The organism is Pedobacter frigiditerrae, assembly GCF_004331645.1.
Classification (GTDB): Bacteria; Bacteroidota; Bacteroidia; order Sphingobacteriales; family Sphingobacteriaceae; genus Pedobacter; species Pedobacter frigiditerrae.
The window spans coordinates 427383-445713 of sequence record NZ_SJSK01000002.1 but is presented as its reverse complement, the minus strand read 5'-3'; the positions used below and the strand labels follow the sequence as shown (position 1 = coordinate 445713).

The window sequence follows — 18331 nt, the reverse complement described above, 5'->3', positions numbered from 1 at the left end:
AAAAAACAACCAATGAAACCTGCATAGCAAGCTTCATAACCAATAAAAGCAATAAAAAGTAATGAAAATTATACAACACGTACACTCAGAAGATTTTAAAACCTACGGAACTGAGAAAATTAGAGAAAGGTTTTTATTAGACGGATTGAAAGAGAAAAACAAAGCCAATTTTGTTTATGCTCATTACGATAGAATGGTTACTGGTTTAATTACGCCAACAACCGAAATAGTACCTTTAGGTACTTATGATATTTTACGTGCTGATTTCTTTTTAGAAAGAAGAGAGATGGGCGTAATTAATGTAGGGGGTACTGGAACAATTGAAGCAGATGGTACAACATACAATTTAGCTAAACTAGATTGTTTGTATATGGGTAAAGGTGTTAAAGATGTATCTTTCAGCAGTGCTGATGCTAACAATCCAGCAGTATTTTATATTTTATCGGCTCCAGCACACGCAACACATCCAACAACTTATTTGCAAAATGCTGATGCTTTTTCTGCACAATTAGGAAGCGTAGAAACTGCTAACGAACGTAGAATTATTCGTTACATCCACAAAGATGGAATTCAAAGTTGCCAATTGGTAATGGGCTTAACCATTCTTTCTACTGGTAGTGTTTGGAATACTATTCCACCTCATACACACGACCGTAGAATGGAAGTTTATTTCTATTTTGATGTTGATGAAGAACATAGAGTTTTCCATTATATGGGTGAGCCGCAAGAAACTCGTCACATCATTGTAGCTAATCATGAGGCAGTTTTATCTCCAACTTGGAGTATTCACGCTGGTAGCGGAACAAAAAATTACAGCTTTATTTGGGGTATGGCAGGTGAAAACCTTGACTATGCCGATATGGATACATTTGGCGTAAAAGAACTTAAGTAGGTAAACCACAAAGACACAAAAAGCACCAAGAAATTATTATTAAGCTTGGTGGTCAAAAAGGAAGTAAAAACATATAAACTACAAAGACACTAAAGCACCAAAAAAATTGTAATTCAGCTTTGTGTTCTTAGTGTCTTGGTGGTTAAAAAGATAATAAAGATGGAACAATCATTTTCTTTAGAAGGTAAAGTAATCGTAGTAACTGGCGGAACAGGGATTTTAGGTAATTCGTTTGTTAACGCTATTGTAGAAGCAGGTGGTGCAGTTGGTATTTTAGGTAGAAATGCCGAAATAGCTAATGAAAGAGCAGACGCAATCAATAAAAATGGTGGTAAAGCAATTGCCTTAATTGCTGATGCAATGGATGAAGAAGAATTAATTGCTGCCAGAGAAAAAATTATCGCTGCTTTTGGTAAAATTGATGGTTTAGTAAATGCTGCTGGTGGTAATATGCCAGATGGTGTTTTGCAACCAGAAGAAAGCGTTTTCAAAATGAAAATGGATGGAATGAAAAAAGTGTTAGACCTAAATTTATGGGGTACACTTATTCCAACTCAAATTTTTGGAGAAGCCATCGCCGAAACTGGAAGAGGAAGTATTGTAAATATTTCTTCAATGAATTCCAAAAAAGCAGTAACCAAGGTATTAGGCTACAATATGGGTAAAGCTGCTGTAGATTGCTATACACAATGGTTTGCAGTGGAATTAGCTAATCGTTATGGCGATAAAATTAGAATGAATGCATTGGCTCCAGGCTTTTTCTTAACCGAACAAAACAGAAACTTATTAACTACACCAGATGGTGGTTTTACACCTCGTGGTCAGTCGGTAATTAAACAAACTCCTTTTAAACGTTTCGGTGATCCAGATGAATTAAAAGGTGCTTTAGTTTGGCTATTGAGCGATGCATCTCAGTTTGTAACAGGTGCAATGATTTGCGTAGATGGTGGCTTCTCTATTTTTAGTGGAGTTTAGAAATGAAATTAACCACATAGAGACATAGGTAACATAGACAAATTTCCTATGTGGCTATGTGGTAAAAAATATAAGACGTGAAAAATTTTTTAGACGAGAACTTTTTATTGCAAACTGAAACAGCAAAAACGTTGTATCACGAGTTTGCAAAACAAATGCCGGTAATTGATTACCATAATCATTTAATGCCAGAGCAAATTGCACAAGACAAAAACTTTGAGAACATTACTCAGGTTTGGCTTTATGGCGACCATTACAAATGGAGAGCGATGCGTTCAAACGGTGTTGATGAATATTATATTACTGGCGCTGCATCTGATTGGGAAAAATTTGAAAAATGGGCAGAAACCGTTCCTTATACTTTAAGAAACCCACTTTATCACTGGACACATTTAGAGTTACAACGTTATTTCGACATTCACGAAGTTTTATCTTCAGCCAATGCGAAAAAAATATACGATGAGTGTAATGCCAAATTACAAACCAAGGAATACAGCGTACAAGGCTTATTACGTAAAATGAACGTAAAAACTTTATGTACAACTGATGACCCTCTGGATAATTTAGAATACCATCAACAAATTGCAGCTAGTGATGCTGAAGTTGTTGTTTTACCTGCGTTTAGACCAGATAAAGCGATGAATGCAGATGATGTTCCGGGTTTAAATACCTACATCGATAAATTAGCTGCTCTAACAGGAACAGCAATTGCAGATTATGACACTTATTTATCAGCTTTAAAAGCTCGCCATGATTATTTTGCTGAAAACGGAGCATCAGTTTCTGACCATGGTTTAGAGCAAATTTATGCTGAAGATTATACCGATGAAGAAGTAAAAGCTATTTTCTTAAAAATTAGAAAACACGAAGCGATTAGCTTAGCAGAGAATCTGAAATTCAAATCGGCTATGCTTTTCACTTTCGCTTTATGGGATCATGAGAAAGGCTGGGTTCAACAATTTCACTTAGGTGCAATTCGTAATAATAACGATCGTTTATTAACTTCTTTGGGCCCAGATACAGGATTTGATTCTATAGGAGATTTCCCACAAGGAAAAGCATTATCTAAATTTTTAAACAAATTGGATTTGAATAATAAATTGGCTAAAACCATTTTATATAACTTAAATCCGGCAGATAATGAATTATTTGCAACAATGATTGGTAATTACCAAGATGGAACTGTTGCTGGAAAAGTTCAATGGGGTTCTGGTTGGTGGTTTTTAGATCAAAAGCAAGGAATGATTAACCAAATTAATGCCTTGTCTAACCTAGGTTTATTAAGCCAATTTGTAGGAATGTTAACCGATTCTAGAAGTTTCCTTTCTTATCCTCGTCACGAATATTTTAGACGTATTTTATGTGATTTATTCGGTACCGATGTAGAAAATGGAGAATTACCTTACGATAAAGAATGGCTAGGTCAAATTATCCAGAATATCTGTTATAACAATGCTAAAACTTATTTCAATTTCTAGGTATGGGTAAGGTTTTAAGTTTTGGGGAGCTTTTATTGCGTATTTGTCCGGATGGAGATGGAGAATGGTTAGCGGAAAATAAATTGCCTTTTTATGTTGGTGGTGCAGAATTAAATGTTGCAACGGCATTGGCATTATGGGATATTCCTTCAGCTTATTTTACAGCTTTGCCTGAGAATTTTATGTCTGAGCAAATCATCGGTTACATGGATGCTCTCCATATTGATACTTCTAAAATTCATCACGGAGGCGATAGAATAGGCTTATATTATTTGCCTAAAGGAAAAGACTTAAAAAATGCAGGTGTAATTTACGATAGGGCAAATTCTGCCTTCGCGATGTTGCAAACAGGAACAATCGACTGGGATAAAGTATTGGATGGCGTAACGTGGTTTCATTTTAGTGCCATTTGTCCGGCATTAAATCAGGCAGCAGCCGATGTTTGCTTAGAAGCGGTAAAAACAGCAAGTGCAAAGGGAATTACAATTTCTATCGACTTAAATTTCCGTGCTAAATTATGGCAATATGGAAAGCAACCTTCAGAAATTGTGCCTCAATTAGCTCGATATTGCGATTTAATCATGGGCAATATTTGGGCTGCAGAAAAGATGTTAAACATAACTGTACCAGCAGGTATTGTAGAAGCTGATGATAAAAATACTTATCTTGAGCAAGCAAAAAATACTTCAGAAGAGATCATCAAACAATATCCTAAATGTAAATGGGTGGCAAATACTTTCCGTTTCGATTACAAACAAGGAATTAGATATTATACCGCACTTTATACAGCTAATGAACTACTAGTTTCGAAAGAATACCTTTCAGAAAAGATATTAGATAAAGTGGGTAGCGGCGACTGTTTCATGGCTGGTTTAATTTATGGTTTTTATCAGGGTAATAATCCATTAGATACACTAAACTTTGCTACTGCTGCAGCTTACAATAAATTATATATACCTAGCGATGCGACAACAGCAAGAGTTGCAGACGTTAAAAAAACACTAGCAGAAAATGACTAAGAATAAAGAAACTACGATAGCGGCAATCAGAACTCAAGGGATGTTGCCTCTTTTTTATTATGAAGATGCACAAGTAAGTTTAGAGATTGTTCGTGCTTTATACAAAGGTGGCGTTCGTGTTTTTGAATATACAAATAGAGGTAAGGCTGCATTAGAAAATTTTAAGTTTCTAAAGGAAGCCTTGAAAACTGAAATGCAAGACTTGTTTTTAGGGATTGGTACAATTAAAAACACAACAGAAGTTAAGGAGTTTTTAGCAGCTGGGGCAGATTTTATTGTTTGCCCAGTGGTTGACTTAGAAGTTGGTAAATTAACTCACGATGCAGGTTTATTATGGATTCCTGGATGTATGACACCTACGGAGATTAATGTAGCTCATCAGTTTGGAGCTGGAATTATCAAGTTGTTTCCTGCTAACATTTTAGGGCCGGAGTATTTATCGTCAATTAAAGAACTTTTCCAAGGGCAACTATTTGTGCCAACTGGCGGAGTAGAAATTGATGAAACAAATATTGATAACTGGTTTAAAGCTGGAGTTTGTGCGGTTGGAATGGGAAGTAAATTAGTAAGTAAAAAAATATTAGAAAATAAAGCTTATGATGAATTGCACGCGTTAACCACAAAAGCATTTGAAATCATCAATAAAGTAAAACCTTAAACACAAATTTAACCAAATATTAAATCCTCCAACGTTTCTTCAAAGAATGTAGGGGTTAAACCAAAAATTATGAACCAAACTAAAATCGGCAATTACAGGTGGACCATTTGCGCCCTTTTGTTTTTTGCAACAACAGTTAACTACCTTGATAGACAGGTGCTAAGTTTACTGAAGCCAACATTAGAAGAACAATTCGGTTGGTCTAACAGTGATTATGCAGATATTGCTGCTGTATTTCAATTTACCTATGCAATTGCAATGTTATTTGCAGGTAGGTTTGTAGATAAATTGGGAACAAAATGGGGTTATGGTATTGCAATTATCATTTGGTCAATTGGAGCAATTATTCACGCATATTCAATTTCAATTGGTACGGGTGTTGCTTCTATCTTAACTACCTTTGGTATAGCTGCATTACCAGTATCTATTCTCGGTTTTATGTTTTCTCGAGCCGTCTTGGCAATTGGAGAGTCAGGGAATTTTCCCGCTGCAATTAAAGCTACAGCAGAATATCATCCGAAAAAAGAACGCTCATTTGCAACAGGTATTTTTAACTCAGGCGCTAACGTAGGCGCAATTTTAGCACCAATTACTGTTCCTTGGATTGCTGAGCATTGGGGATGGGAAAGAGCATTTGAATTGGTAGGTGCTATCGGTTTCTTATGGCTTTTCTTTTGGTTAGTTTTTTACGAATCTCCAGAAAAACAAAAAAGATTAAAAGCCGCAGAATTAGCTTATATCAATAGTGATGAAGATGAAATAGCCGATAAAGCCAATGTTGATAAGGTATCATGGTTTAAATTATTAGGTTACAGACAGACTTGGGCATTTACTTTCGGTAAATTTATGACTGATGGTGTGTGGTGGTTTTTCTTATTTTGGTTGCCAGGTTATCTGAAAGATCAATACGGTATGACAGGATCTGATATCATGCTCCCATTATCTGTGCTTTACAGTATGACAATGATTGGTAGTATTGGTGGAGGTTGGTTGCCTAAATACTTTGCAGACAAAGGTTATGCAGTTTATGATGGCAGAATGAAAGCCATGTTTTTAATTGCGCTTTTCCCTTTGGTGGTTTTGTTAGCACAACCTTTCGGACATTATTCGTTCTGGGTACCAGTGGTTTTAATTGGTATTGGCGCTTCCGCTCACCAAGCTTGGTCTGCAAATATTTTTACCACGGTTTCAGATATGTTCCCTAAAAGAGCAATTGGTTCTGTTGTAGGTATTGGTGGTATGGCAGGTGGTTTAGGCGGTGTGTTAGTAACTAAAGTTGGCGGCTGGATCTTTGATAATTATGCAAATAAGGGAATATCAGAGTCGTTTACAAAATTCAACGAACTTGGTAATAGTGGTTTTATCACGCAAATTACTTCGATGGATTTGGCTAGTAAATATGGCGACAAAGTGAACTTGAATATCATGGCATTGAGTAAGTTGCCAGTTGAAGTTGCTGATAAATTAAAAGCTGTAGACGCAAATCTATTTACCCAATTGCTAGAAATTCAAAAACCCCTAGTTCAATCAAATATGACTGTTGCTTACACCATTATGTTCGCATTTTGTGCAGTCGCTTATTTAATTGCTTGGTCTGTCATGAAGTTATTAGTTCCAAAATATAAAAAGATTACTGATCTATAAATTATGAGCTTTCAAGAAGAATTGGATTCACTCTTTTTAACAGAAGAGCAGATTCCTACTGCCTTTAAATTGGCAGCAGAAGTTAACCAACGCGAATATTTATCCAATGGAGAAATGCTGCCTTGGAGTGGTGATGTTCACACGGTATTATCACCGATTTGTATCAAAACTGAAAAAGGTTTAGAGCGAAAGGTTATTGGAACTTATCCACTTTGTGATGCAGCAGAAGCAACAGCTTCACTTGATGCAGCGGTAGCCGCCTATAATAATGGTAGGGGCGAATGGCCAACAATGGGGGTTGCACAAAGAATAGAATGTGTGGAGCGCTTTACTCACGCTATTATTGAAAAGAAACAAGAAGTGGTGAAGTTAATCATGTGGGAAATCGGTAAAACATTTGCCGATTCTACCAAAGAGTTTGACCGTACAATTGAATACATTCAAGCTACAATTGATGCGTTAAAAGATTTAGATCGACAATCTTCTGGTTTCACCATGGAACAAGGTATTGTAGCTCAAATTCGCCGTTCACCTTTAGGTGTAGTGTTATGTATGGGACCATTTAACTATCCATTAAATGAGACTTTTACAACGTTAATTCCGGCGTTAATCATGGGCAATACCATTTTATTTAAACCACCTAAACATGGAACATTATTGTTTTATCCATTATTAGAAGCATTTAAAAACTGTTTCCCTAAAGGTGTGGTTAACACGATTTATGGCCGTGGAAATAAAATCATTCCCGGCTTAATGGAATCAGGAAAAATCAATGTTTTAACTTTGATTGGTTCTAGTAAGGTAGCTAACGAATTGAAAAAGATGCACCCAAAAGTGAATCGTTTACGTGCTATTTTAGGTTTAGATGCAAAAAATGCAGCCATTATTACTGCAAAGGCAGATTTGAGGTTAGCTGTTCAAGAAACGGTACTTGGCTCTCTTTCATTTAACGGACAAAGATGTACGGCTTTGAAAATTATTTTTGTTCATCGTAGCTTGGCTGATGAGTTTTTGAAACAACTTTCAGAGTCAGTTAACAAATTAAAATTTGGTATGCCTTGGGTTGATGGCGTTTCTTTAACACCACTTCCAGAACCTCACAAACCTGCTTACTTGAAAGAAGTAATAGATGATGCAATTTCAAAAGGGGCAAAAGTGATGAATGAAAATGGTGGAGCAACAAATGAATCATTTGTTTATCCAGCTGTAGTTTATCCTGTTAATGCTCAAATGAAATTATATACAGAAGAGCAATTTGGTCCAGTTGTGCCAGTTGTACCTTTTGATGATTTAGAAGAAACAATTCAATATTTAATCGATTCTACTCACGGTCAGCAAGTAAGTATTTTTAGTAATGATGAGCAAGAGGTAGCCGCTTTGATTGACCCTTTGGTTAATCAAGTAAGTAGGGTAAACATTAACTGTCAATGTCAACGCGGGCCAGACGTTTTTCCTTTTACAGGTAGAAAAGATAGTGCCGAAGGTACGCTTTCGGTTGTTGATGCTTTGCGTTCGTTCTCCATCAGGTCACTAGTGGCAACGAAACTAAACGAAAACAATAAGCACTTGTTAAATGAGATTATTGACAGCAATAGTTCAAACTTTTTAAGTACGAAATACTTGTTTTAAATGTAATGAGACCTGTTTTTTAGCAATAAAAAAAGAGGACTTGTGTCACATTTACACTATAATAAAAAAAAGAGTGTTTAAACTTTCTTTTATTTATAAAATTAGTTACATTTGAGCTTACCCTTTCGGGGGTATGTTTTTCATAGGTAGATGTAGGGTCTGAAACTTGTTTCAGGCCCTTTTTTGTTTTTACAAAAAAAATGTCATTCAGAGGTATGAGGAATCTATATTGATTAGGCTCATCTATAACGTCCAAAATCAATACCACTTCGTATATTTGCTTAGATATGATAAAAAAGAAAAAAATCATTGTTGCCATTACTGGTGCTAGCGGTTCTGTTTATGCCAAGCTTTTATTAGATAATTTGTTGAAACTCTCTTCGCAAATAGAGACAGTTGGAGTAGTAATGTCTGATAATGCAAAGGAAGTGTGGCGTTTTGAATTGGGAAATGAAGATTATGATAATTACCCATTTACTTTTTATCATAAAATGGATTTTAATGCGCCATTTGCATCAGGCTCTGCCAAATATGATACAATGATTATTATTCCTTGCTCTATGGGAACGTTAGGCCGTATTGCCCACGGCATATCTAACGATTTAATTTCTCGTGCTGCAGATGTAATTTTAAAAGAACGCAGAAAACTAATTGCAGTTGTTCGCGATACGCCTTTTAGCTTAATCCATATTAATAATTTGAAAGCCGTAACAGAAGCTGGAGGAATTATTTGTCCAGCCAACCCGTCATTTTATAGCTTACCAAAAACAATAGAAGAAGTGGCGCAAACGGTGGTTAATCGGGTAATAGATTTAGCAGGGTTAGATTCTGAAAGCTATAGATGGAATGAAGAATAAATTAAATGTTTGAATCTGAATTTATTAGCCTAATAACTGCTTGTTAGATTAGAAATGACAAGGTTTTAATTTATTTTTAGGAAATTTAATCAAGATGCAACGTATCATTATAAATTCATTATTTCTCAGCTTAATTTTTTCTAGTTTTTTTGTGTTTGCCCAGAAAGATTACATCGTAAATAATGCTGGAGATACTACAAAAGGGCAATTCAAAAAACAACTAATATCTACAGGGCTTAAATTTAGAGCTAATGGAAAATCACAATTCGAAGATGTGAATTATGATGATTTATCTGCTTATTACAAAAGTAAGGATAGTTCTTCTTATGTTTTAAAAACTATTCCAACACGTAAAAAGCCATTGTTTTTGGAGCGTTTGGAGAATGGGAAAGTAAAGTTATATGAGCATTTTATAGCTGGAACCTCTGGCTATATGGGTGCAGGCACTGCTAGTCAAACTATTTGGTATGCAAGCAAAGACAATGGCGATCTCTTAGAAATAAAAACAAATAACATCTTAGGTACTAGAGAAGAGCGAAAAAGTAATTTTTATGATTTGATTGGAGATTATAAGGAACTTTGGAATGATTTTATTGCAGAAAAGAATTTTAGCTACGAAATGATTGAATCTTATATCAAGAAATATAATTACTATCATAAGTACTTGTTAAAAAAGTAATACTATTGTTAGCTCGTTGTAAGGTTTCCTGTCCGTCTCAAATCTCATATCTCAATACTCACATCTAATTCTTATCTTTGCCCAAAATATGGGCTCCTTTGGAGCAACCTCAATGAAACGATCATAATTTTTCTAAAGGCCAAAGGCAAACAGTCAACAAAATTATGATAGCTTCATTACCGCTGAAAACATGGTTAACGAATGAAAAAAGTTGCATTTTATACACTTGGCTGTAAGCTAAACTTCTCAGAAACATCAACCATTGGTCGTTTATTTACTGACGCGGGTTATGCTGTAGTTGAATTTACAGATGCAGCTGATGTTTATGTAATCAACACTTGCTCTGTTACAGAACACGCTGACAAAAAATGCCGCAAAGTTGTTAAAGAAGCATTAAAGTATTCTCCAAATGCTTATGTAACTATTGTTGGTTGTTATGCACAGTTAAAACCTACAGAAATAGCCGAAATTGAAGGCGTTGATATGGTTTTAGGAGCTGCTGAAAAATTCAGGATAGTTGAATTTATTTCAGACTTAACTAAAAATCCTAAGGCGGTTGTTCATCAACAAAATATCGAAAAAGTAAACCATAATTTTATTGCAGCTTATTCAATTGGCGATAGAACCCGTACCTTCTTAAAAGTTCAAGACGGTTGCGATTATCCTTGTACTTATTGCACTATTCCTTTGGCAAGAGGTGGAAGTAGGAGTGATACCATTGAGAATGTAGTTAATCGTGCTACTCAAATTGCAGCAAGTGGCGTTAAAGAAATTGTACTAACAGGTGTAAACCTAGGCGATTTTGGTATCCGTGATGGACAAAGAGAAGATAAATTCTTCGACCTTGTTAAGACATTAGATGAGGTGGATGGAATTGAACGTATTCGTATTTCATCAATTGAACCTAACTTGTTAAGCAACGAGATTATCGAATTTGTAGCCACCTCAAAACGTTTTGTTCCTCATTTTCATATTCCATTGCAATCTGGCTCAAATAAGATTTTGGGTTTAATGAAAAGACGCTACCAACGTGAGTTATATACAGAACGTGTAGCAAAAATTAAAGCAGTAATGCCTAATTGCTGCATCGGTGTTGATGTTATTGTTGGTTTCCCTGGAGAAACCCACGATGATTTTCTAGAGACATATCAATTCTTAAATGAATTGGATATCTCATATTTGCACGTATTTACCTATTCTGAACGTGAGCAAACAGAAGCTGCAACTATGAAGGGTAAAGTTACAGGAAGCACTCGTTTCGATAGAAATAAAATGCTACATATTCTTTCCGATAAAAAAAGAAGAGCTTTCTATCAATCTCAAATCGGTTCTACTGCACAAGTGCTTTTTGAAGACGACCAAAAGAATGGATACATGCATGGTTTTACCAAAAACTATGTAAAAGTTAAGGCAAAGTACGACCCTGTAATGGTTAACGAGCTTAAAAACGTGAAGTTAATAGAACTTTTAGCCGATGGCGAAGTAGAAGTGGCTGAAGCTGAGGAAGTATTAGCTCATTAATCGCCAAATTCCTTCTTTAAAATACCCAGTTGTGGGTATATAGCAGTAGCTTTTATATTGTAATATTGTGTGTATAATGCTCACAAAACTCGCTGTATGAAAAAGTACATGTTTTCTGCTATAAAAGTATTGCTAGGTTTAATACTTATAATTCTTTCTATTTCTACCAAGGCTCAGGTTGCTAAAACCGTTGTTAGAAATTTCAACTTTAAAATAGATTACGTTTATTATGGCAAGGCCGATAGTGTTTATCTTTTCATTTATGAAGGAGGTAAATTAGGCGTAAAGGTGGGACAGCAGGGTAAAGTTTTCGGAACTTATTCTACAGAAAAGCCAAATCGTTCTCAAAAAGAACTAGGTTTTAGTACAATTGTGAAATTGATGGGTGATACCATTATCGCTAAAACAACATTGTATAAGCCCAATATTACTGATGAAAGAGTAATCGCAAATGATTATTTAAGTTTAGACATAAATCTGCCACAAAACAACTATAACAGTCTATTTTATGATCTAGCATTAATGCAAATCACATTTCTTGATAATTCTAGAAACAAATTATACTCATTAAAACAAATCCTCACTAAAGATTCGAAGGTTTTGGAAGATTCTATCATAAACAAAAGCATAATTGATATCAAATCAATTTATGACATGGTTAAGGATGATGACAAGTACAAGAGTCTAAAAGTTAAAATGATTGATGGACGATATAAAGGAAGGACTGTTTTAGATGTAATGGCTAAAACAACTAAAGCTGATATTATCGGATTTTTGAAATTCGTTAAATCTTATCCTGGTAAATACATTGGTACCAGTTGGAAGTTGGGCGAAGTTTTTGCTACTTGGGTAATCAATAATGCGCCTTTAAATAATCAGGAAGTGTTAGATTCTTTAAAACATTATACAAATGATAAAATAAGGTATGAAAAATTCCTGCTAGCAAATAGAAGTGTAATTGTTAAAGATGAATATTTTAAATCTTGGGCAGTTATTGCAATGGATAAAACAAATGATGGAAAAATTTTAGAGTCAGATAACCTATTAAAAGAAACACTAAAAGCAGGAACGTTTTTAAAGGATACTTCCGGTTTAGGTTTTTATCACTACATACAAGCTCAAATTTTTCAAGATAAGCAACAATATGCACAAGCGATTGTCCATACCAATAAGGCAATTGATTTTTTCAGGCAATCAAAATATTGGGAGTACTACATCAAGCTTAAACTTAAAAGAATTTATATTGAGGTGATGCTTAGTGATTTTGTAGCTGCAACGAAAACTTACAATGGGCTCGAAAATGATTTTAAAGATTATAAAACACAACTTGAGTCGACTTTGTATACAAGTTTGTTAGCACAACATTATGGTTATTATGGCTATTCTTTAAAAAGAAAAGGAAATTTAAATGAGGCTAAAATATATTATGGAAAATCTGCAGATGAGTATCGGAAACTTGATGATTTTTCTAGCCAAGTAGCAAACGCATTGGCAAGAGAAAATGTGGCAGACATTTTAACAAATCAAAACAACTACGAAGAAGCTGTTTCTGTATATGATTCGTTAATTGTGGTTTACAAGAACTTAAACCAGTCTGGAAAACGCTCATATGCCATAAATAGTAAAGCTTATGCTTTTAGCAAAATGGGCAAATACGATAAGAATATCGAGTTTGCGAATGAAGCATTGGCAATTCAGTTAAAAACTGAAGATTGGAATAAAGCGGGTTATAGTTACTCGCAAATAGGGCAATCTCAATGGAGCTTAGGTAAATTTAACGAAGCTGTTGCCGCTCATAAACAATCAATATTATACAGAAAAAAAGGGAGTAATTTCGAAGGAATGGGTTATTCCTATTCTAAATTAGGTAGTTTATTTATTGAAATTGGCGATAAGGTAAAAGCCATTGCCGCTTTAGATAGTGCTAAAATATCCTATACAAAAGCTGGATTAAAAGATAAACTGGCAGAAATAGATGGCTCTATTGGAGATATTTACATTAAGGATAAAAATATTCCAAAAGCAATGGTACATTATTTAGCAGCTTATGAAAGCTTAAAAGCGCTTGGGCTAAAACAAGAAATGGCCAAGCAGTTATATAATATCGCGGATGCAACCTATATGGATGATATGGTACAATCTCGAAAATATTATATGTTATCTTATGATTTGTACAAAACGATTGGTATAAAGGACCAAATGTTATACTGCTTGCTTAATCTTGGAAATTTAGATACGAGAGAAAAAAAATACGATAGTGCTGAAAAATATTTCATTCAGGCATTAGCCATATCAAAAGAAATTAATGGAAAAAGGGAGCAAGCTTTAACTTATAAAAAACTAGCTGATGCTGCAAATACCAGACTTAATTTAACCGATGCAATTTTTAAATACGGTCAATCTTTAGCTATCTATAAAGAGATTGATGAAAAATCTGAGCAATCAAATATTTTATTGTCAATTGGTTACGCCAATGTTTCTTTAGGTAAGTTTAATGATGCTGAAAATGTAATGCAGCAAGCTTTGGATATTTCTAAAGCAACAAACAATTATGGTGGCAAAGCCGATGTCCTAGCAGCTTTATCTGATTTACATCAGTTAAAGGGAGAATTTCCTGAGTCTAAAGTTTTGATTGATAGTTGTTTTAAAATTTATAAGCAGTTAAACAACGCCTATCAAATTGCTAATACCTACATTCTTGCAGGTAATTATTATAATAGGATATCAGATAATATCAATGCCATTAAAAGTTATACGGCAGCTGATAGTCTTTTTAAAGTAGAAAAATCACCAGATAGTCGCTTTACAACTTTGAACAATATCGGAACAATTTACTATTATCAAGCAGATTATCCCCAAGCCTTAAACTACTTTAATCAAGCTAATGCCATTATAAAAACTCAACCTGTGGTAACAGAAAATACATTGTTGGTTACTACTAACTTGGGAGAGGTATATTATCATCAAAAGAATTATGTAGAGGCAGAAAAGATATTATTATTGTCGCTAAAGCTTTGCAATGAAAAAAATGCGGTACGTTCAAAATCTAGTGCTACAATGGTTTTGGGTAAGCTATACCATGATAAAAAGGATTACGCTAATGCGATTGTTAATTTGCAAAATACTTATCAGTACGCAAAATCAACAAAAGAAAATAGCCAGTTGATAGAATCATCTTTATACTTAGGTAAAGTTGCAATGGCTCAAAAGAAAGATGTAGAAGCTGCTAAGTACTTTGATGAAGCAATTGTGAATTCGGTTAGAGTGGGAGAAGCTAAAAATTTATGGGAAGCGCTTTACAGTCGTGGATTAATGTTTTATAACGAGAATAAACTTGATTCTGCAACGGTTTATTTTAAAAGAGCAGTAACCAGTGTAGAAGGTACCGGTAAAAATATATTTGGTGGTGCCGCTGCTAAAAAAATCTTTGCTGCTGATGAGAAAAAAGTAAGTCTTTATAATAATTTAATTTCTACGCTTATAAAAGTTGGTAAAACTGATGAAGCATTAGAATACACAAGTAGAAGTAATATCCAAGCAATTAAAGAGAAAATGAATGGTGTTGTTGCGATGAGTAACAATACAGAGAAATCGGCCGCCTTGAAACAACACACACAGTTAACAAATACAGTTGCCTCAGTAGAAGAGAACATAGCCAAAGAAAAGGCAAAACCAGCGGCAGAACAGAATAAAGACAAAATCGTGTCGCTACAAAAGGTTCAGCAATTTGCTCAGAAACAATTGCTTAATTTTTTAGATAGTATGGTTAAGGTACATAAAGATTTTAATGATAATTTCACTAAAAGTGTTAACCCAGAGCAACTTAAAGAATTTAAATCTTCTATTCCACCAGAAATGGCCGTATTGTTATACGTTGTTCAAGGTGATCAGCTTATTATTTTTACCTTAACAAACGAAAGCACCAAAGCCAAGGTTGTGAGCATTAATGGGACAGATTTTTCTGCTCAGGTTAAAGATTTTAGTGTAGCATTAAAACAACCATTTAAAGATAAAAATGCGGCTCCATTAAATTTGAGAGGAGTTAAGGTTACCAATTCAGCACAATCATCTCGTTCTATTGCAGAAACAGGAACTAGTTTATACGAAGCGCTTATCGACCCAATAACGGCAGATATAGCTAATAAAACTCAACTTTGCATTATTAATAATGGCGAATTGAGCAGTATTCCATTTCAAGCAATTGGTAAGAAAAATGATAAGGGAACTTTTAGGTATTTAGTAGAAGACTATACGATTTTTTACACGAATAGTTTATCCATCTTTACCAAGAAAAAACCTGATTCGATTAAAGGAATGAGTTTTGTTGCTTATGGTAACCCAGACCATAGCTTACCCAATGCTGAGAATGAGGTTAAGGAAATAAATAAAATTATAACAACAGCCAAAGTATATATTGGCGATTCTGCAACAGAAGACATGGCTCAAGAAAGCTTAGGCTCAAAAAAAATTATCCATTTTGCCACCCATGGTATTTTAGATTATAGTGATTTTTCTAAAACGTTTTTAAAATTTGCAAAATCGAGCACAAATGATGGTAAATTAACCATACAAGAAATTAAAGGACTCGAAATTTCAGATTGCGATTTGGTAACCTTATCTGCTTGTGAGACGGCAGTAACGCAAACGGTGAATAAGGGATGGTATGTTTCTCCAGCAAATTCACTTTTAGTAAGCGGTGTAAAATCTGTAGTTGCTTCACTTTGGTCGGTAGATGATGAAGCCACAAGTTTGCTAATGAGTGCATTTTATGAAAATATGGGGAATTCTATGCCTAAGGCACTAGCATTGAGAAAAGCACAGGAAACCTTAAGTCGCAACCCAAAATTTGTGCATCCATTTTATTGGGGGGCATTTATTTTGTATGGAGAATGGCGATAAGAAAGTCCGAAAGTTGTTAGTCGGGAAGTCCGAAAGATATTTTCTTTTAAAGCCTGACTTTCGGACCTCGGACTTTCGGTCTTTAATTTTCTTTCCTATCTTCGCTTAAACTAATTTTTGTATGTTTCCAACCGTTTCGCATTTCATATCTTACCTTTTTGGTGTAGATATTCCGCTTCCATTTAATACTTTCGGCGTTTTTGTAGCATTGGCATTTGTTGCTGGTTACTGGGCTTTTACAAAAGAATTGAAACGAAAAGAAGCTTTAGGCTTAATACACCCAACTAAAAGGATAATTACTGTCGGAGAGCCAGCAAGTATCTCAGACATTTTATTGAATGCATTTTTTGGATTTCTAATTGGTTATAAAGTTGTTTATGCTATCATTAACTATAAATTATTTGTAAACGACCAACAAGGAGTTTTACTTTCGGCCAAAGGAAATATAATTGGCGGTATAGTTTTAGCCATCGTTTTTGCCTATTGGGATTATAGCGAGAAACAAAAAACAAAGTTACCTAAGCCAAAAAAAGTTGAAGTAACTGTTCATCCTCATGAAGTAATGAGCAGTATGGTAGTTTGGGCTGCAGTTTGGGGCTTTTTAGGAGCAAAGATTTTCGATAATTTAGAACATTGGGATACTTTCGTTAAAGATCCGATTGGCGGATTATTCTCATTTACAGGTTTAACTTTCTATGGAGGTTTAATTTGCGGTGGTGCAGCTGTATTGTACATCGCTCGTAAAAATGGCATTAAACCATTACACATGTTAGATGTTGGCGGACCAGGAATGATGTTAGCTTATAGTGTTGGAAGAATTGGTTGTCATTTATCAGGAGATGGCGATTGGGGAATTCCAAATTTAAATCCTAAGCCATTTACTTGGTTGCCAGATTGGTTATGGGCATACACTTATCCAAATAACGTAGCTAGAGAAGGTAACCATATCGCAGGTTGCATTGGTAATTATTGTAATGAATTGGCACAACCTGTTTATCCAACTCCAATTTATGAAGTTATTTTAGCATTTATTTTATTCATCATTTTATGGAAAATTCGTGAACGCATTAAATTGCCAGGAATGATGTTTGGAATTTATTTAATGCTAAACGGGGTAGAAAGATTTTTTATAGAATTGATTCGTGTAAATTCTAAATATACAGTGGCTGGTATTCCGTTTACGCAAGCAGAACTGATATCATCACTTTTGTTTATAGGAGGATTACTTTTAGTTATCTATTCAATTAAAAACAAAGAGAGAAACGCAAATTATTAAAGATGAATTACGAATTATTATGCTCAAAGGTAGTCGCCGCAACGCGATTAACGGGTAATTTTATCCGTAAAGAATCAATGGCTTTCGATTCAAATTCGATTGAATATAAAGGCTTAAACGATATGGTTTCTTATGTAGATAAAAACGCAGAGAAACAATTGGTTAAAAACTTGTCTAAAATATTGCCAGGTTCTGGTTTTATAACAGAAGAAGATACCGAAGATATTACTGACAGAACTTTTACTTGGATAATTGACCCTTTAGATGGAACAACCAACTTCATTCATGGCATTCCTACTTATTCGGTTAGTGTTGCGCTTTATGAAGAAGATAAACCTATTATTGGGGTTGTTTATGAAATTAATAGAGGTGAAATGTTTTCCACTTACAAAGGAGGACCTGCCTTATTGAACAACAAAGAAATAAGAGTTTCTAAAGCTGAAAACCTTACACAAAGTTTATTGGCAACTGGATTTCCATATTATCAGTTTGAGAAACAGCCTCAATATATTCAGCTTTTTACAGACATGATGCAGAAATGCCATGGCTTAAGAAGAATAGGTTCTGCGGCTGTAGATTTAGCTTATGTTGCTTGCGGAAGATTTGATGCTTATTTCGAGTATAACCTAAACTCTTACGATGTGGCTGCCGGAGCTTACTTGGTTCAACAAGCAGGTGGACAAATCATGAACTTTGCAGGTGGCGATGAATTTTTACAAACAAGAGAAGTTTTAGCGACAAATGGTTTGCTAACAGAAGAGATTTTATCTACGATTAAGAAATATTTTTAGTCTTAATCTGTCA

General features: G+C 34.7%; 13 protein-coding genes. All 13 read left to right on the top strand.

Annotated features, from left to right (window positions below; genetic code table 11):
* Positions 1-61: 61 nt before the first annotated feature.
* On the top strand, positions 62-892 hold the full coding sequence (kduI, locus tag EZ428_RS08815) for a 5-dehydro-4-deoxy-D-glucuronate isomerase (RefSeq protein WP_131552781.1): 831 nt from the start codon (positions 62-64) through the stop codon (positions 890-892).
* Positions 893-1051: 159 nt separating this feature from the next.
* Positions 1052-1867 carry an SDR family oxidoreductase gene (locus tag EZ428_RS08810; protein ID WP_131552780.1) on the top strand — a complete coding sequence of 272 codons (816 nt, stop codon included), beginning with the start codon at positions 1052-1054 and terminating at the stop codon, positions 1865-1867.
* 77 nt (positions 1868-1944) lie between these two features.
* Complete coding sequence (gene uxaC, locus EZ428_RS08805) at positions 1945-3345, top strand: glucuronate isomerase (RefSeq protein WP_131552779.1); 1401 nt, start codon at positions 1945-1947, stop codon at positions 3343-3345.
* A 2-nt stretch (positions 3346-3347) separates the two neighbouring features.
* On the top strand, positions 3348-4364 hold the full coding sequence (locus EZ428_RS08800; protein WP_131552778.1) for a sugar kinase: 1017 nt from the start codon (positions 3348-3350) through the stop codon (positions 4362-4364).
* Complete coding sequence (locus tag EZ428_RS08795; protein ID WP_131552777.1) at positions 4357-5022, top strand: bifunctional 4-hydroxy-2-oxoglutarate aldolase/2-dehydro-3-deoxy-phosphogluconate aldolase; 666 nt, start codon at positions 4357-4359, stop codon at positions 5020-5022. Before EZ428_RS08800 ends, EZ428_RS08795 begins: the two co-directional genes overlap by 8 nt.
* Positions 5023-5091: 69 nt before the next feature.
* Complete coding sequence (locus EZ428_RS08790; protein ID WP_131552776.1) at positions 5092-6666, top strand: MFS transporter; 1575 nt, start codon at positions 5092-5094, stop codon at positions 6664-6666.
* 3 nt (positions 6667-6669) lie between these two features.
* Positions 6670-8295, top strand: a complete 1626-nt coding sequence (locus EZ428_RS08785; RefSeq protein ID WP_131552775.1) for an NADP-dependent glyceraldehyde-3-phosphate dehydrogenase — start codon at positions 6670-6672, stop codon at positions 8293-8295.
* Between the two features lie 290 nt (positions 8296-8585).
* A complete protein-coding gene (locus EZ428_RS08780; RefSeq protein WP_131553377.1) occupies positions 8586-9152 on the top strand; it encodes a UbiX family flavin prenyltransferase in 567 nt (188 codons plus the stop codon).
* A 94-nt stretch (positions 9153-9246) separates the two neighbouring features.
* On the top strand, positions 9247-9831 hold the full coding sequence (locus EZ428_RS08775) for a hypothetical protein (protein WP_131552774.1): 585 nt from the start codon (positions 9247-9249) through the stop codon (positions 9829-9831).
* A 201-nt stretch (positions 9832-10032) separates the two neighbouring features.
* The gene (gene mtaB, locus EZ428_RS08770; protein ID WP_131552773.1) at positions 10033-11352 is read left to right on the top strand and encodes a tRNA (N(6)-L-threonylcarbamoyladenosine(37)-C(2))-methylthiotransferase MtaB; all 1320 of its coding nucleotides are present in this window, start codon (positions 10033-10035) and stop codon (positions 11350-11352) included.
* A gap of 96 nt (positions 11353-11448) precedes the next feature.
* Complete coding sequence (locus EZ428_RS08765) at positions 11449-16251, top strand: CHAT domain-containing protein (protein WP_131552772.1); 4803 nt, start codon at positions 11449-11451, stop codon at positions 16249-16251.
* Between the two features lie 121 nt (positions 16252-16372).
* Positions 16373-17527: a prolipoprotein diacylglyceryl transferase gene (locus EZ428_RS08760; protein ID WP_131552771.1), complete on the top strand. Its 1155-nt coding sequence runs from the start codon at positions 16373-16375 to the stop codon at positions 17525-17527.
* 2 nt (positions 17528-17529) lie between these two features.
* Entirely contained in the window at positions 17530-18318 is a 789-nt protein-coding gene (locus tag EZ428_RS08755; protein WP_131552770.1) for an inositol monophosphatase family protein, read from the top strand.
* The last annotated feature ends 13 nt before the right edge of the window (positions 18319-18331 follow it).

Excerpts from the sequence above, each read along its gene's own strand:
- EZ428_RS08755 (WP_131552770.1), top strand. The coding sequence starts at position 17,530 with ATGAATTACGAATTATTATGCTCAAAGGTAGTCGCCGCAACGCGATTA.
- EZ428_RS08790 (WP_131552776.1), top strand. The coding sequence starts at position 5,092 with ATGAACCAAACTAAAATCGGCAATTACAGGTGGACCATTTGCGCCCTT.
- EZ428_RS08775 (WP_131552774.1), top strand. The coding sequence starts at position 9,247 with ATGCAACGTATCATTATAAATTCATTATTTCTCAGCTTAATTTTTTCT.
- kduI (WP_131552781.1), top strand. The coding sequence starts at position 62 with ATGAAAATTATACAACACGTACACTCAGAAGATTTTAAAACCTACGGA.
- mtaB (WP_131552773.1), top strand. The coding sequence starts at position 10,033 with ATGAAAAAAGTTGCATTTTATACACTTGGCTGTAAGCTAAACTTCTCA.
- EZ428_RS08800 (WP_131552778.1), top strand. The coding sequence starts at position 3,348 with ATGGGTAAGGTTTTAAGTTTTGGGGAGCTTTTATTGCGTATTTGTCCG.
- EZ428_RS08795 (WP_131552777.1), top strand. The coding sequence starts at position 4,357 with ATGACTAAGAATAAAGAAACTACGATAGCGGCAATCAGAACTCAAGGG.
- EZ428_RS08785 (WP_131552775.1), top strand. The coding sequence starts at position 6,670 with ATGAGCTTTCAAGAAGAATTGGATTCACTCTTTTTAACAGAAGAGCAG.
- EZ428_RS08765 (WP_131552772.1), top strand. The coding sequence starts at position 11,449 with ATGAAAAAGTACATGTTTTCTGCTATAAAAGTATTGCTAGGTTTAATA.
- EZ428_RS08760 (WP_131552771.1), top strand. The coding sequence starts at position 16,373 with ATGTTTCCAACCGTTTCGCATTTCATATCTTACCTTTTTGGTGTAGAT.
- EZ428_RS08810 (WP_131552780.1), top strand. The coding sequence starts at position 1,052 with ATGGAACAATCATTTTCTTTAGAAGGTAAAGTAATCGTAGTAACTGGC.